The 15,057-nt window shown below is 70.0% G+C and carries 16 protein-coding genes; 7 read left to right on the top strand and 9 right to left on the bottom strand.

Going from position 1 to position 15,057, the window contains the following annotated elements:
• Positions 1 to 8 precede the first annotated feature (8 nt).
• Positions 9 to 371, top strand: a complete 363-nt coding sequence (locus tag ACIBJC_RS15050; RefSeq protein ID WP_399292138.1) for a VOC family protein — start codon at positions 9 to 11, stop codon at positions 369 to 371.
• Positions 372 to 480: 109 nt separating this feature from the next.
• Here ACIBJC_RS15050 and ACIBJC_RS15045 read toward each other — a convergent pair whose 3' ends face one another.
• Genes ACIBJC_RS15045 through ACIBJC_RS15035 form a run of 3 tightly spaced genes read right to left on the bottom strand, consistent with a single transcriptional unit; the run spans position 481 to position 3,382 of the window.
• Positions 481 to 1,713 (bottom strand): dipeptidase, encoded by a 1,233-nt coding sequence (locus ACIBJC_RS15045; RefSeq protein ID WP_399292137.1) that lies wholly within the window; start codon positions 1,711 to 1,713, stop codon positions 481 to 483.
• A complete protein-coding gene (gene purE, locus ACIBJC_RS15040) occupies positions 1,710 to 2,234 on the bottom strand; it encodes a 5-(carboxyamino)imidazole ribonucleotide mutase (protein WP_399292135.1) in 525 nt (174 codons plus the stop codon). The genes ACIBJC_RS15045 and purE overlap by 4 nt, the downstream gene beginning before the upstream one ends.
• Positions 2,231 to 3,382 (bottom strand): 5-(carboxyamino)imidazole ribonucleotide synthase, encoded by a 1,152-nt coding sequence (locus ACIBJC_RS15035; RefSeq protein ID WP_399292134.1) that lies wholly within the window; start codon positions 3,380 to 3,382, stop codon positions 2,231 to 2,233. The genes purE and ACIBJC_RS15035 overlap by 4 nt, the downstream gene beginning before the upstream one ends.
• Before the next feature lie 181 nt (positions 3,383 to 3,563).
• Between ACIBJC_RS15035 and ACIBJC_RS15030 the strand changes: the two genes are divergently transcribed.
• Complete coding sequence (locus ACIBJC_RS15030) at positions 3,564 to 4,079, top strand: GtrA family protein (protein ID WP_399292132.1); 516 nt, start codon at positions 3,564 to 3,566, stop codon at positions 4,077 to 4,079.
• Positions 4,080 to 4,176: 97 nt separating this feature from the next.
• On the opposite strand, the gene ACIBJC_RS15025 is transcribed toward ACIBJC_RS15030, so the two are convergent.
• Complete coding sequence (locus ACIBJC_RS15025) at positions 4,177 to 5,451, bottom strand: ATP-binding protein (protein WP_399292130.1); 1,275 nt, start codon at positions 5,449 to 5,451, stop codon at positions 4,177 to 4,179.
• Positions 5,452 to 5,485: 34 nt separating this feature from the next.
• Positions 5,486 to 6,163: a response regulator transcription factor gene (locus tag ACIBJC_RS15020; RefSeq protein WP_329823508.1), complete on the bottom strand. Its 678-nt coding sequence runs from the start codon at positions 6,161 to 6,163 to the stop codon at positions 5,486 to 5,488.
• A 326-nt stretch (positions 6,164 to 6,489) separates the two neighbouring features.
• On the opposite strand from ACIBJC_RS15020, the gene ACIBJC_RS15015 reads away from it, so the two are divergent.
• A complete protein-coding gene (locus tag ACIBJC_RS15015; RefSeq protein ID WP_399292129.1) occupies positions 6,490 to 8,022 on the top strand; it encodes a peptide MFS transporter in 1,533 nt (510 codons plus the stop codon).
• Positions 8,023 to 8,220: 198 nt separating this feature from the next.
• Here ACIBJC_RS15015 and ACIBJC_RS15010 read toward each other — a convergent pair whose 3' ends face one another.
• Positions 8,221 to 8,709, bottom strand: coding sequence for an ATP-binding protein (locus ACIBJC_RS15010; RefSeq protein WP_399292128.1), 489 nt, complete (start codon positions 8,707 to 8,709; stop codon positions 8,221 to 8,223).
• 377 nt (positions 8,710 to 9,086) lie between these two features.
• Positions 9,087 to 9,455 carry an STAS domain-containing protein gene (locus tag ACIBJC_RS15005; RefSeq protein ID WP_329823505.1) on the bottom strand — a complete coding sequence of 123 codons (369 nt, stop codon included), beginning with the start codon at positions 9,453 to 9,455 and terminating at the stop codon, positions 9,087 to 9,089.
• Between the two features lie 273 nt (positions 9,456 to 9,728).
• On the opposite strand from ACIBJC_RS15005, the gene ACIBJC_RS15000 reads away from it, so the two are divergent.
• A complete protein-coding gene (locus ACIBJC_RS15000; RefSeq protein ID WP_399292126.1) occupies positions 9,729 to 10,667 on the top strand; it encodes an RNA polymerase sigma factor SigF in 939 nt (312 codons plus the stop codon).
• A gap of 153 nt (positions 10,668 to 10,820) precedes the next feature.
• On the opposite strand, the gene ACIBJC_RS14995 is transcribed toward ACIBJC_RS15000, so the two are convergent.
• The gene (locus ACIBJC_RS14995) at positions 10,821 to 12,050 is read right to left on the bottom strand and encodes an endonuclease/exonuclease/phosphatase family protein (protein WP_399292125.1); all 1,230 of its coding nucleotides are present in this window, start codon (positions 12,048 to 12,050) and stop codon (positions 10,821 to 10,823) included.
• A gap of 195 nt (positions 12,051 to 12,245) precedes the next feature.
• Between ACIBJC_RS14995 and ACIBJC_RS14990 the strand changes: the two genes are divergently transcribed.
• On the top strand, positions 12,246 to 13,145 hold the full coding sequence (locus ACIBJC_RS14990; RefSeq protein WP_399292124.1) for an LLM class flavin-dependent oxidoreductase: 900 nt from the start codon (positions 12,246 to 12,248) through the stop codon (positions 13,143 to 13,145).
• A 141-nt stretch (positions 13,146 to 13,286) separates the two neighbouring features.
• Here the strand turns inward: ACIBJC_RS14990 and ACIBJC_RS14985 are convergent, their stop codons facing one another.
• Entirely contained in the window at positions 13,287 to 13,730 is a 444-nt protein-coding gene (locus tag ACIBJC_RS14985; protein WP_399292122.1) for an ATP-binding protein, read from the bottom strand.
• Between the two features lie 233 nt (positions 13,731 to 13,963).
• Here ACIBJC_RS14985 and ACIBJC_RS14980 point away from each other — a divergent pair, with 233 nt between their 5' ends.
• Positions 13,964 to 14,821: a helix-turn-helix domain-containing protein gene (locus tag ACIBJC_RS14980; protein ID WP_399292120.1), complete on the top strand. Its 858-nt coding sequence runs from the start codon at positions 13,964 to 13,966 to the stop codon at positions 14,819 to 14,821.
• A complete protein-coding gene (locus ACIBJC_RS14975; RefSeq protein ID WP_399292118.1) occupies positions 14,818 to 15,024 on the top strand; it encodes a DUF397 domain-containing protein in 207 nt (68 codons plus the stop codon). Before ACIBJC_RS14980 ends, ACIBJC_RS14975 begins: the two co-directional genes overlap by 4 nt.
• The last annotated feature ends 33 nt before the right edge of the window (positions 15,025 to 15,057 follow it).

Genomic DNA, 15,057 nt, shown 5'->3' with positions numbered 1-15,057 from the left:
CGAACGCCATGACCATCGCCACACTCGGCACCGTCGTCCTGGACTGCCCCGACCCGCTCGCGCTCGCCGGTTTCTACGCCCAGGTGCTGGGCGGCGAGGTCAGGGAGGACAGCGACGACTGGGTCACCCTGACGGGCGCCCCGGGCGCGCCGCTCGCCTTCCAGGCCGCGCCCGGCCTCGTACCGCCCGCGTGGCCCGCGTCGGAGGGGTCGCAGCAGTTCCACCTGGATCTGCGCGTCCCTGATCTGGACGTGGCGGAGAAGGGCCTGCTGGCGCTGGGGGCCGTACCGCTGGACGCGACGGACCGGAACCGATCATTCCGGGTCTATGCGGACCCTGCCGGGCATCCCTTCTGTCTCTGCGCCGAGTGACGGCGCGCCGGCCGGCGTACCGCTGAAAGCCGACCGGCGCGCCGCTGACGGCGAAGGGCGCCCTCCCCGGGTCCGGGGAGGGCGCCCTCGTACAGCCGGGCCTTGGGGCTCAGCCGTCCAGGTCGGTGATCGTCGCCTGTGACGCCGGGCGCTCTCTGCGCAGCGCGCGCGAGACGCCCTCCGCCGCCCGGAGCACCCGGACCGCGTTGCCCCAGGTCACCTTGGAGATGTCCGCCGTCGACCACTTGCGGGCCAGCAGCTCCGCGATCAGGTTCGGGTACCCGGCGACGTCCTCCAGGCCCTTCGGGGTGAACGCCGTGCCGTCGAAGTCGCCGCCGATGCCGATGTGGTCGATGCCCGCGGTCGCGCGCATGTGGTCGAGATGGTCCGCGACCGTGGCGACCGTCGCGACCGGGCGCGGGTTCGCCGCCTCGAAGTCCTCGTGGACCCGCATGGCGTCGGCGGTCGTGGCCAGCGGGTGCAGGCCGTGCGCGAGCATGTTCGCGTCGGCCTCCCGCGTCCAGTCCACCGCCGCCGGGAGGATGAACTTCGGTACGAACGTGGCCATCGCGACGCCCCCGTTGGCGGGCAGCCGCTCCAGGACGTCGTCCGGGATGTTGCGGGGGTGGTCGCAGATCGCCCGCGCCGACGAGTGCGAGAAGATCACCGGCGCGGCCGTCGCGGCGAGCGCGTCGCGCATCGTCGTGGCGGCCACGTGCGAGAGGTCGACCAGCATGCCGACGCGGTTCATCTCGCGGACCACTTCACGGCCGAAGGGCGAGAGCCCGCCCACCGACGGGGCGTCCGTGGCCGAGTCGGCCCAGCGCAGGTTGTCGTTGTGCGTGAGCGTCATGTAGCGGACGCCCAGCGTGTGCAGGGCGCGCAGGGTGGCGAGGGAGTTGTTGATGGAGTGGCCGCCCTCGGCGCCCATCAGCGACGCGATCCTGCCCTGGCGCCGCGCGGTCTCCATGTCGTCCGCCGTCAGCGCGCGGGCCAGGTCGTCGGGGTAGCGGTCGAGGAGCCGGCCGACCACGTCGATCTGTTCCAGCGTCGCGCTGACCGCGTCGTCCCCGGCCATGTCGGACCGTACGTACACGGACCAGAACTGGCCGCCGACGCCGCCGCGCCGCAGCCGGGGGATGTCCGTGTGGAGGCGGCCCGTCAGGTCCTCGGCGATGTCGAGGCGGTCCAGGTCGTACCGTACGTTCTCGCGCAGCGCCCACGGCAGGTCGTTGTGGCCGTCGACCACCGGGGCGTCGGCCAGGAGGGCGCGGGCCTCCGCCAGCAGGTCCTCGGCGCCGGTCTCGTCGGCCTCGTGGGCGGAGGCTTCCGGCGCCGTCACGTGCCGAACCCGAAGTGCTCCGAGCCCTCGACCTTCGCGCGCAGCCGCTGGCCCTTCTCCGTCGCCTGCTGCTTCAGCTCCTGCTGGAACTCACGCATCCGGTCCTGGAGCTCCGGGTCGTGCGCCGCGAGGATGCGGGCGGCCAGCAGGCCCGCGTTGCGCGCGCCGCCCACCGAGACCGTCGCGACCGGGACGCCGGCCGGCATCTGGACGATGGAGAGCAGCGAGTCCATGCCGTCCAGGTACTTCAGGGGTACGGGGACGCCGATCACCGGCAGCGGGGTCACCGAGGCCAGCATGCCCGGCAGGTGGGCCGCGCCGCCCGCGCCCGCGATGATCGCCTTGAGGCCCCGGCCCGCCGCGTCCTCGCCGTACGCGATCATCTCCTGCGGCATGCGGTGGGCGGAGACGACATCGACCTCGTACGGGATCTCGAACTCGTGGAGGGCCGTGGCCGCGGCCTCCATGACGGGCCAGTCCGAGTCGGAACCCATGACGATGCCCACGACAGGGGGTGTCATTCGGTGATCGTTCCTCTGAGGTAGCCGGCTGCGTGACGGGCGCGCTCCAGCACGTCGTCCAGGTCGTCGCCGTAGGTGTTGACATGCCCCACCTTGCGGCCGGGTTTCACGTCCTTGCCATACATGTGGATCTTGAGCTGGGGGTCCCTGGCCATGCAGTGCAGATACGCCGCGTACATGTCGGGGTAGTCACCGCCGAGGACGTTGCACATGACCGTCCAGGGCGCGCGCGGGCGCGGGTCGCCCAGCGGCAGGTCCAGGACCGCCCGTACGTGGTTGGCGAACTGCGAGGTGATCGCGCCGTCCTGCGTCCAGTGCCCGGAGTTGTGGGGGCGCATCGCCAGTTCGTTGACGAGGATGCCCGGGGTGCCGTCGTCGGACCGCGTCTCGAAGAGCTCCACCGCGAGATGGCCGACCACGCCCAGCTCGGCGGCTATGCGCAGAGCCAGCCGCTGGGCCTCGCCCGACAGCGCCTCGTCGAGTCCGGGCGCGGGCGCGATGACCGTGTCGCAGACGCCGTCGACCTGCCGGGACTCGACCACGGGGTAGGCCACGGCCTGGCCGTGCGGCGAGCGGACGATGTTCGCCGCCAGCTCCCGTACGAAGTCGACCTTCTCCTCGGCGAGGACGGGGACCCCGGCGCGGAAGGGCTCCTCGGCGTCCGCCTGGGACCGTACGAACCAGACGCCCTTGCCGTCGTACCCGCCGCGCACCGTCTTCAGGATGACGGGGAAGCCGCCCACCTCGGCGGCGAAGGCGGCGGCGTCGGCCGGGTCGGCCACGATCCGGTGGCGCGGGCAGGGCACGTCCAGCTCCGTGAGCCGCGCGCGCATGACGCCCTTGTCGTGGGCGTGCAGCAGCGCCTCCGGGCCGGGTCTGACGGGGATGCCGTCGGCCTCCAGGGCGCGCAGGTGCTCGACCGGGACATGTTCGTGATCGAACGTGATCACGTCACAGCCGCGCGCGAAGTCACGCAGCGTGTCCAGGTCGCGATAGTCGCCCACGACGACCTCGCTCACCACCTGGGCCGCCGAGTCCTGGGGCGTGTCACTGAGGAGCTTGAATCTGAGGCCGAGGGGGATGCCCGCCTCGTGGGTCATACGGGCGAGCTGACCGCCGCCGACCATGCCGACTACCGGGAACGTCACGTACCTAGCGTAGCCGCCGTCAGGACCGGCCCGCCCCCTTGTCCACAGGCGCCCTCCGCGCGGGGCCGCCGGGCTGTGGACAAGGGGGCGGCCCCGGAGAGCGCTGGTTAGCATGGTTCGACGGTGATGCCGATCACCGGCACCACACACCGACAGCGACCGGACGGGGCTGAGCAGGCTGATGAGCGAACAGGGCGCACTGCGCGTGCGACTGCGCAAGCTCGTGCGCGAGGCCGCCAAGTTCGGCGCGGTGGGCGGCATGGGGCTGCTGGTCAACCTCCTGGTCTTCAACCTCGTACGGCACACGACGGAGCTGCCCGTGGTCCGGGCCAGCGTCCTGGCCACCGTCGTCGCGATCGCCTTCAACTACGTGGGGTTCCGCTACTTCACCTACCGGGACCGCGACAAGAGCCGTCGCACCCGTGAGCTGACGCTCTTCCTGCTGTTCAGCGCGGTCGGACTGGTGATCGAGAACGGGGTGCTGTACGCGGCGACGTACGGCTTCGGCTGGGACACCCCGCTCCAGAGCAACGTCTTCAAGTTCCTCGGCACCGGGATAGCCACGCTGTTCCGCTTCTGGTCGTACCGCACCTGGGTGTTCCAGGCCCTGCCCGCCTCCGGCGACGCCGAAGGGGCCGAGGCCGGAGTGGAGGGGGTGGCGGACGGGGAGCCCGCGGTCAGCCGCCTCGGCCGCTGACCCGTACCCCGCTGCCCCGTACCCACTCAGCCGTACCCGCCGGCCTGTCCCCGCTGTCGCGGCCTTCAGCGGACCGGCACGTCAGCGGCACAGGGCGTCAGCGGACCGGGCGGTCCGGCTCCTTGCGTGCCGTGCGCGTGGTGGCCTCCCGGCTGAGGAAGAGCGCGAAGATCGGCGGCTGCTGTTGCAGCAGCTCCAGCCGCCCGCCGTCCGCCTCCGCGAGGTCCCGGGCCACGGCGAGGCCGATCCCGGTGGAGTTCCGGCCGCTGATGGTCCGCTCGAAGATCCGCGCCCCGAGGTCCGCGGGGACGCCGGGCCCCTCGTCCGTCACCTCGATCACCCCCTGGTTGCCGGTGACCCGGGTGCGCAGCGCGACCGTACCGCCGCCGTGCATCAGCGAGTTCTCGATCAGCGCCGCGAGCACCTGGGCGACCGCGCCCGGCGTCGCGACGGCCCGCATGCCGTGGCGCCCCGAGCAGACGATGGCCCGTCCCGCGCTGCGGTAGGCGGGCCGCCACTCCTCGATCTGCTGCTTGACGACCTCGTCGAGGTCGAAGGCGACGGCGGAGCCGGTCCGGGGGTCGCGCGCGTTGGTGAGGAGCCGTTCCACCACATCGGTGAGCCGCTCGACCTGCGTCAGCGCGATGGTCGCCTCCTCCTTGACCGTGTCCAGATCGTCGGTGGCGGAGATCTCCTCCAGCCGCATGGACAGGGCGGTCAGGGGCGTACGGAGCTGGTGCGAGGCGTCCGCGGCGAGCCGGCGCTCGGCGGTGAGCATCCGCGCGATCCGCTCGGCGCTGGAGTCCAGGACATCGGCGACCCGGTCCAGCTCGGGCACCGCGTACCGCTTGTGGCGGGGGCGCGGGTCGCCGGAGCCCAGGCGTTCCGCGGTCTCCGCGAGGTCGGTGAGCGGCGAGGCCAGCCGGTTGGCCTGGCGTACGGCGAGCAGGACGGCGGCGATGACGGCCAGCAGCGCCACCGCGCCGATGATCAGCAGCGTACGGCCGACCTCGCGGGTGACCGAGGAGCGCGCCTCCTCGACGGTGACGGTCTCGCCCTCCTCGCCTTCGGCCTTCGCCCGGATGACGCTGCCGGACGGGCGCGTCCCGATCTCGACGGCCGCCCGGCCGGGGATCTCGATCCGGGCGTACCGCTTCTGGTCGACCTGTTCGGAGAGGATCCGGGCGGTGACGCGGTCACCGCCGAGCAGCCGGCTGTCGACGATGCTGACCAGCCGCAGCGCCTCCGAGTCCACGCTCTCCTGTGCGCTGTTGCTGATCGTGCGGGTCTCGACGATGACGAGCGACACCCCGAAGACGGCGATGACGACGAGCACCACGGCGAGCGTGGAGTTGATCAGGCGACGGCGCACGGTGCCCTCCGGGGCGTTTGCTCTTCTCGGCCCGTCAGCTCTTCTCGAAGCGGAAGCCGACGCCCCGTACCGTCGCGATGTAGCGCGGGTTCGCCGCGTCGTCGCCGAGCTTCTTGCGCAGCCACGAGATGTGCATGTCGAGCGTTTTGGTGGACGACCACCAGGTGGTGTCCCAGACCTCGCGCATGAGCTGGTCGCGGGTGACGACCCGGCCCGCGTCCCGGACCAGGACCCGCAGCAGGTCGAACTCCTTGGCCGTGAGCTGGAGTTCCTCGTCGCCCATCCAGGCGCGGTGCGACTCGACGTCGATCCGTACGCCGTGGGTGGCCGGGGCGGGAGCGGGGTCCGCGGCGCCGCGCCGCAGCAGCGCCCGTACGCGCGCCAGCAGTTCGGCGAGCCGGAACGGCTTGGTCACGTAGTCGTCCGCGCCGGCGTCCAGGCCGACGACGGTGTCCACCTCGTCGGCGCGGGCGGTCAGCACCAGGATGGGGGCGGTGTGGCCTTCGGCGCGCAGTCTGCGGGCGACTTCGAGGCCGTCCATACCGGGCAGGCCCAGGTCGAGGACGACGAGGTCGATGCCGCCCTGGAGTCCGGCGTCCAGCGCGGTCGGACCGTCCTCACGGACCTCGACCTCGTATCCCTCCCGGCGCAGGGCGCGGGCCAGCGGCTCCGAGATGGAAGCGTCGTCCTCGGCGAGCAGTACACGGGTCATGGGGTGATGGTAGACCGCAAAAGGCGGCAGCCGGGAAGTGCTCGGCGACGTCCGCCGGGGCGCGGCGGACCGCCCGGCGCCCGGTGGACGAGGCGCGGAGGGGCCCCGGCGTCACGCCTGCGGCCCTACGGTGCGATCTGATGATCAGCCTTCGAATATAGGCATTCGGCGGCACGAAAACCTGTGATCCATCTCTCAAGTCCTTCCATATCATGCTCTGTGGTGCAGTATGGTGGCGAGACGCCTGTAGTACCACCTGGGGACCTTTGGCCTGCTGAGCGCCGAAGGTCCTTTTTATGTGCCAACCCCCCACGAAGGATCGATCCATGGCGTCCAGCCTGACGAAGGATTCGCCCGAGTCGCCCGGCGCACCCGGCGGCACGGAGAAGACCTTCTTCGGCCACCCCCGCGGCCTGGCCACTCTCTTCATGACCGAGATGTGGGAGCGCTTCAGCTTCTACGGCATGAGAGCACTGCTCACCATCTACCTGATCTCCGGCGGACCCGATGCCTCGAAGGGGCTTCAGGGCGGCGGCCTGGCGATGGACCTGGCCACGACCACGGCCATCTACTCCATCTACCTGTCCATGGTCTACCTGCTGGCGCTGCCCGGCGGCTGGCTGGGGGACAGGGTCTGGGGACCGCGCAGGACGGTCACGATCGCGGCCTGCACGATCATGGTGGGCCACCTGACCCTCGCCCTGCCGGGATCGGGGACGTTCTTCGGCGGCCTGGCGCTGGTGGCGCTCGGCTCCGGCCTGCTGAAGGCCAACATCTCCACGATGGTCGGCCATCTCTACGACGGCCCGAACGACCCGCGGCGCGACGGCGGATTCACCGTCTTCTACATGGGCATCAACATCGGCGCCTTCTTCGCACCGCTGATCATCGGCACCGTGGGCGAGAAATACAGCTGGCACCTCGGCTTCGCGCTCGCCGCGGTCGGTATGGGCATCGGCCTGGCCGTCTTCCTGCTCGGTACGAAGCACCTCAGCCCGGAGAGCAGCCGCGTCCCCACCCCGCTCTCCCGCGAGGAGCGCGCCACCTGGCTGCGCAAGGGGATGACCTGGCTGCTGATCGCGACCGTCTTCTACGCCGCCGTCGTCCTCAGCGGCCACTTCACCCTCAACTGGGCGATGGTCCCGCTGACCCTCGCGGGCCTGGCCATCCCGGCCGCCGTACTGATCCGGATCAAGCGCGACAAGGAGCTGTCGGCGGCCGAGCAGACCAAGATGTCCGGGTACATCTGGTTCTTCGTGGCCGCGGCCGTCTTCTGGATGATCTACGACCAGGGCGGCTCGACGATCCAGGCGTTCGGCACGACGAAGGCAGCCGACTCGCTCTTCGGGCTGTCCTTCCCGACGTCCTGGTACCAGTCGCTGAACCCGGTCTTCATCATGGCGCTGGCGCCGGTCATCGCCTGGTTCTGGCTGTGGCTCAACCGCAGGGGCCAGGAGCCCAGCACGGTCGTGAAGTTCGCCGCCGGACTGTTCTTCGTCGGCGTCTCGTTCTTCTTCTTCCTGATCCCGCTCTTCATGGCGGGCGGGGGGACCCTGGTCAGCCCGATGTGGCTGGTGGGCATCTACCTGATCCAGACCGTCGGTGAGCTGTGCATCTCCCCGGTGGGCCTGTCGGTGACGACGAAGATGGCGCCGACGAAGTACGCGAGCCAGATGATGGGCGTCTGGTTCCTGGCGGTGACGGCGGGCGACTCGGTGACCGGGCTGCTCTCGATCGGCGGCGTGGACCTGAGCCGTACGGGCGTGGTGGCCCTGGAGGCGCTGCTCGCCACGCTGGCGGGGGTCGCGGTCTTCATGTACCGGAAGAAGGTCAGGTCGCTGATGGGCGACATCCACTGAGCCGCTGATCCCACGGGGAGCCCCTGACCCACGAGGACGGGGACCCACGGACACGGGGACCCACGGATACGGGACGAGCCGCCGCGCCGGTCATCGGTGCGGCGGCTCTTCGCGCCCGCCCGCACACGGGCTGGGGCGCACGGGCTGGGTACGGGGGCTGCGTACGGGGGCTGCGACGGGCCGGTACGGCTACGCGCGTCACGCCGGGGCGGACAACTCCGCCCACACGGTCTTGCCGGCGGCTCCGGGCGTCCTGACGACACCCCAGTCGAGGCAGAGGCGCTGCACGATGAACATGCCGTGCCCACCGGGGCGGCCCGCGCGGTGCGGCGTACGGGGGGCGGGCTGGCCCGTACCCCGGTCGGTGACCTCCAGGCGCAGCACCTTCGCGGTGAACGCGACGCGCAGCCCCTCGGGGCCGTCGGCGTGCAGGCAGGCGTTGGTGACCAGCTCGGAGACGACGAGCAGCACGTCCTCCGCCGCCGCGCGGCGGTCGGCGGTCGCGGCCGGGAGCCAGCCCCAGTCGTGGAGCGCCTGGCGGGTGAAGTCACGCGCAAGCGGGACCACACCGCTGGCGCCGGCCAGTACGAGCGTCCGCACCCGCGCGTCGGACGCCACGGGGGGATGCCCCGGCCGGTCCGACTCGGGGCCGAGGTCGCCCGGCGGCGGCTGCCGGGTGGTGCTCATCAGCGCTTCACCTCACCGATTCACCAATGCGTGAGTTCATCAGTACGACTTCAGTACGAAGTGCGACTTCAGTACGACGTCAATTTCAGTACGTCTTCCATGCAACTTCATCTTCAACGCAACTTCATCATTCGTGCGAGCAACAGGATCCCGCAGGGCCTGCCCGGGGTCTTCTGCCCCTCCGAATCGTGACAACACCCACTTCACCGGTCGGACGTCGTGACACACGCAACACACGGGTCTCCGGCGCCACGACAAGGCGGAAAAGACGCCATGAAAGGGGTGTCGGATCGGTGGGCGCGGGCCGGGCTCGGACCGGGCCGCCGTGGAGCGCGTGGGCCGGACCGGGGCGGGTCCGCCTCGATCCGGGCCGGTGCTCAGTCGGCCAGGGCGTCCGCGAGCGAGTCGTGGACGGTGAAGACCGCGTCCGCGCCGGTGATCTCGAAGACCCTCGCGACGACGGGCAGCATCCCGGCCAGGTGGACCCCGCCTCCGGCGGCCTCGGCCTTCAGGCGGGCGCCGAGCAGCACGTTGAGCCCGGTGGAGTCGCAGAATTCCAGGTGTGAGCAGTCGATCACCAGGCGTACCCGGCCCCGCTCAAGGGCGTCGTCCAGAGGTTCGCGCAACAGCTCGGCCGTATGGTGATCCAACTCACCGGCCGCCGTCACTACCTCGCTCCGGCCCTCGGCCCGAACTCCGACCTGAAGTCGGCCCCGGTTCGTGCTGCCGACCGTCTGGCGGTCCATGCCCGTCCCTCTTCGCCGATGGTGTCGATCATGCCGACAGTGGTCCGTCTCGACGTCATCACAAGCTGATGACGCCCGTCGAACATTACGCCTTTCACACGTCAGGTGGTACCCAAACTCCCCCACAATAGGGACATATGCCGCAATTAACACTTGCAACGGTACGTACCTACCGGGTAGGGCTAGTAGGGACACGTCCACCGCGACCGGCTTTGGAGGCGCCGCAAACCGTAGCAACACGTATCGGCTTCGGCAGCCATATGCCGAGAACGTATGGAGGAGACCATGTCACCCCGGCTCGACGAACCGCGTACCCAGAACGCGCCGTCGGCAACTCCGCCCGCAGCTCTTGAGACCGACGTCACTCCGTCCGACGTCACCTGGCAGTCCGAGGGCGTTTCCGACGGGCTCATGGACCTGCCCGAGATCCCGCCCTTCGACGAGGTGGGCGCGGTGGATGCCCGGGCCCTGTCGAAGACTCTCTTCGCCCGTCTGGAAGCCCTGGAAGAGGGCACCCACGAGCACGCGTACGTCCGCAACACCCTGGTCGAGCTGAATCTCGCCCTGGTGAAGTTCGCGGCCTCCCGGTTCCGCTCCCGCAGCGAGCCGATGGAGGACATCGTCCAGGTCGGCACGATCGGCCTGATCAAGGCCATCGACCGCTTCGAGCTCAGCCGAGGCGTCGAGTTCCCCACTTTCGCGATGCCGACGATCATCGGTGAGATCAAGCGTTTCTTCCGCGACACGTCGTGGTCGGTACGGGTGCCGCGCCGGCTCCAGGAACTCCGCCTCGACCTCGCCAAGGCCGGCGACGAACTGGCGCAGCGGCTCGACCGCGCGCCCACCGTCGGTGAGCTGGCGGAGTGCCTCGGCCTCACCAAGGAGGAGGTCGTCGAGGGCATGACGGCGAGCAACGCGTACACCGCGAGCTCGCTGGACGCACAGCCCGAGGACGACGACACCGAGGGCGCGCTGGCCGACCGGATCGGGTACGAGGACCACGGGCTCGAAGGCATCGAGTACGTCGAGTCGCTGAAGCCGCTGATCGCGACGCTGCCGTCGCGCGACCGTACGATCCTCTCCCTGCGCTTCGTCGCGAACATGACGCAGTCGGAGATCGGGGAAGAGCTGGGTATCTCGCAGATGCACGTGTCGCGGCTGCTCACCCGGACCCTGGTCAAGCTCAGAAAGGGTCTGACGCTGGAGGAGTGAGCGGGCCGGAGTGCGCGCCTCTCCTCGCTGCCCCTTTCCGTCACGCCGTGCGCCCGCCCCCTGAACGAGGGGACGGGCGCATCCGGCTGTCGGGCCCCTGCTCCCGGCTCCCGGCTCCCGGCTCCCTGCTCCCTGCTCCCTGCTCCCTGCGGATCAGGTGAGCTGCCGCTGCCGGCAGTCCTTCTCCACACCGGCCTGGTACAGGCAGACCTTGACGACAGGCGAGGTCACGGCCCCCGCCGCCGTGGCGAAGGTGGTGCACTGGTCGGCGTACGCGCCGTCCGCCCCGGTCAGGACCTGGGCGCCGCCCGAGGTCTTGTACACGTAGGCGCGTACGCCCCAGCCGTCCGCCTTGTTGTCACAGACGCGCAGGGCGGCGGCGCCGTCGCCCTGCGTCGCGAGATGGGCCCACCCGGCGAGGGAGTCGGAGCCCGCGAGCACGGACCCGGTCCTGGTGACGGGCGCCGCGCGGACGGTCAGGTCGGTGACGACGGGCAGGTGGTCGGAGGCGTTGGTCGTCGCGGTGCGGGCGCCGCCGACGTCGAACGCGGGCGTCGTGTAGATGTAGTCGATACGGGAATCGTCGAGCCCGTCCCCGGGGTGGGTGACGGCGCCGCTGCCCGTGTTGGCGTTCACCCGGGTCCAGGAGTCGATCCACTCGTCGGCGGCGAACCAGGGCCTGATCTGGTCGTCGGGGCGCACGTTGAGATCGCCGGTGAGCAGCATCGGGGTCGTCATCAGCGCCCCGGACACCTTGTCGATGACGGCGCGCGCCTGCCGGTTGCGCCGCTCGGTGGCCTCGGTCCCGACGCCGGCGGAGAGGTGCGTGGTGTACACGCGTACGTCCGTCCCGTTGACGTCGAGACGGGCACCGCCGAGGCTGCGCAGGACGGCGGTGGTGCCGCTCGGGTACTGCGGAAGCTGGAAGGTCAGCTTCTCCTTGATCGGGTACTTGCTGAGGATGAGGTTGCCAGCGACGCCGCCCAGGGCGTTGGTGTCGCTCTTCGCGAAGTGCGCGAAGTACTGAGGGAAGGCGTCGAGCAGTACCTGCCACTGGTTGGGCCCGCCGATGGAGCTGTTGTCGTGCAGCTCCTGGAGGGTGACGACGTCCGGGTTCTGCGCCCCGATCACACTCACGATGCGGTTGATGTCGGTGACGCCGTCGGAACCCTGGCCGCCCTGGATGTTCCAGTCCATGACCTTGAGGGACTCGGCGGCGAGCGCGGAGGGAGCGGATTCCGCGGGCTGCTGGGCGCTCGCCGTGTACGTGCCGCCGGCGGCCGCGAGAAGGCCGAAGGTTGCGGCCAGCGTGGGGAGTACGGTCCGGGCGATACGTATAACGTTCGCCGACTGCGTAGATCTGACACCGTGTCGGACTGTCAACTGGGTCCCCTTCACTGGATGGTGGTCCCCCTGATCCAATCCGGCCTGACCGTCGCGCACAACAGGGCGTGCCCGACACCTTGTTCGGCCGGTGCTGCCGCCGCGGTGGCGGACGGGCCGTCCGCGGCAGTCCGCCACCGGGGCAGTCCCGGAAAACCCGCCGAACTCCCGCGCCGGGCTCAGTAGGGTCATCGGATGACCAGTGAATTCGCTGCCACCCGCCGTATCGGCGTGATGTTCGACAGAGACGGACGCCCGGAGGAGCTCACGGCGTACGCCACCGCGGTGGAAGAGCTCGGCGTGGACGACCTGTGGGTCGTGGAGGATCTCGCCTGGGCGGGCTCGGTCTCCTCGGCGACGCTCGCGCTGGCCGCCACCACGCGGCTGCGGGTCGGCCTCGGCATCATGCCGGCGCCGCTGCGCAACCCGGCCCTCCTCGCCATGGAAATCGCCACGCTGGCACGGGTGTTCCCCGGCCGGATCATCGCGGGCATCGGACACGGCTCCCCGGACTGGATGGCCCAGGTCGGCGCCTCCTCCCCCACCAAGCTCGCGCTGCTGGAGGAGACGATCACGGCGGTACGGAGCCTGCTCGCCGGAGAGACCACGACGGTGGACGGCCGCGCGGTGCACATCGACGGCGTACGTCTGGTGCACCCCCCGGAGATGGCGCCGCCCCTGGTCGCCGGTGTCGTACGCCCCCGTTCGCTGGAACTCTCCGGGCGCGTGGCCGACGGTACGGTCATGGCCGAGGGCCAGGGTCCCGACGTACTGAAGGCCGCGCTCGACACGATCGCGAAGGGCCGCGCCTCCGCGACCACGCCGCGCCCGCACGAACTCATCGCCTTCACGCACCTGTACGTGGACGACCACCCCGACCGTGTCGCCACGGCCGTCGCGCCGGTCATCGAGGAGTACACCGGCTGGCTGGGCATCCCGCCCGAAGAGGTCTTCCTCGCGGCGGGCGACGCGGCGACGACGGCCCGCCGTATCGAGAGCCTGTGGGCCGCGGGCGCCGACACGGTGGTCCTGCGCCCGGTCGGGGACGCCCCGTTGGACCAGGTCCGCGCGACGCTGGGGCACCTCGCGCGCTGAGCCCTGCACCCGTTCGCCCTACGGGCCGTGGCCTGCCGCCCGGGAGCCCCCGGGCGGTGCGCTTCGGCCCGGCGGGCGGCCGGGATCACGGTGCGATGCCGACCCGGGCCCCGCGCGTACCGGCCGCGCCGACCGCGCCGCTCACGTCGAGCCCGCCGACACCTCGGGTGCGAACGGCAGACCCGCCGACACCTCGGGTGCGAACGGCAGATGGGCCCATACGGTCTTGCCGGGGTCACGCGGCCGTACACCCCACTTCTCGCAGAGCGAGTCGACGATGACGAGGCCGCGCCCGCCGGTGTCGTCGTCGCCGGGCTTCATGAGTTCGGGCATCTTCCACCGGAACGAGTCGGACACTTCGAGAATCAGCACGCTGTCGCGGCACCGCAGCGCGATGTCGAAGAAGTCGCCGGTGCCCCGCGCGTGTTGGACGACATTGGTCGTCAACTCGGTGGCGACGAGCGAGACGTCCTCGATGAGGCAGCCGAGTCTCCACTGCCTCAGCAGAGCTTGGACGTGATGCCGGGCCTCCGGTACGGAGTGCTTGCGGATCCGGAATCTCTTGATGTGCGTGCGCCCGGACATGGGGCTCCCAAGGTGAGTGGGCAGACGGAACCAGAGTTACTTAACGTCCCGACATGGCGACTTTCTGTGACAGAATCCACAGTAGGGCGCGACTGAATCGTCACGCAACCGAACAAGTCGCAAATTGCGCACACCAAAGAGGCCGCCTGCTGACTGGCCGCCGGCGCTCGCAGCCATGCAGACTGATCACGGACAGTGGAGGAACAGACATGCCCGCAGGTGGACGGCCTACCGTGCGCAGTAGGCAACTTGGAGCGACGCTCAAGCGGTACCGAGAGACGGCGAAGCTGGATCAGCAGCACGCCGCCGACCACATCGCGGGCTCCAAGACCAAAATCAGCAGGATGGAGACCGGCCAGGTCTCCGCCCGTCCTGGTGACGTCCGGCTGCTGCTGGAGCTGTACGGGGTCGAGGACCGCGCGGTCCACATAGAGCTCGAACAACTCGCCCGGGAGTCCAACAAGCGCGGTTGGTGGCTCAACTTCCCCTGGGCACGCAGGCGTCCGGGCTTCTCCGACTTCGCCACCCTGGAGACGGACGCCACGTACATCCGTACTTGGCAGCCTCTCTTCGTTCCCGGTCTGCTCCAGACTGACGACTACATCAGGGCCTTGGTGCTCCAGAGCCCGACCGTCCAAGCCCCGGAAGCGGTCGAGGAGTCGGTGGCCATTCGCCAGACCCGCAGGAAGTTCATCGCGGAGGGCTGCTCACAGTTCGCGGCGGTGATCTGGGAGCCGGCCCTGACCGCACCCATGCCCTCACCGAGGGTGCACCGCGAACAGCTTCTGCACATCGCCGAGGTCGCGCAGCAGCAGAACGTCAGCATCCAGGTACTGCCGCTCACCGAGTGGCGGGCCGCCCATCTTTCGCCGCACTTCACCATGCTCAGCCTCGGGGCGGAACCCGCGCCGGAAGTCGTTGCGTACGACACGACGATGAGTACCGTGCTTCTCGAAGACCTGGAAGACATGGCTGTGCACGCCAAGATCTTCGAAGCCCTGAGGTCTGCCGCCCTGACCACTGATCAGAGTCTCGCTTTCATCAGACAGACGCTGAAGGACCTCCACACGGACGCGAAAGAAGCAGAATGAAGAATCAGCAGATAGTCACGGCGTTCAAAAAGGCCAGCCGCTCAGCAGGCGGAGCCCAGGACTGCGTAGAAATCGCCCACACAGCGAACGGTGGCCGCGCCATACGGGACAGCAAGAACCCCGACGGCGGCATCCAGTACTGCACCCCGGATGAATGGGCCGCCTTCCTGGACGGGGTGAAGGCGGGACGCTTCGGCGTCTGAACCGAAACTGGCTGACCGCACCACTCCGAGATC

It is taken from the genome of Streptomyces sp. NPDC050509 (genome assembly GCF_044457965.1).
Classification (GTDB): Bacteria; Actinomycetota; Actinomycetes; order Streptomycetales; family Streptomycetaceae; genus Streptomyces.
This window is presented reverse-complemented; position numbering and strand designations above follow the sequence as displayed.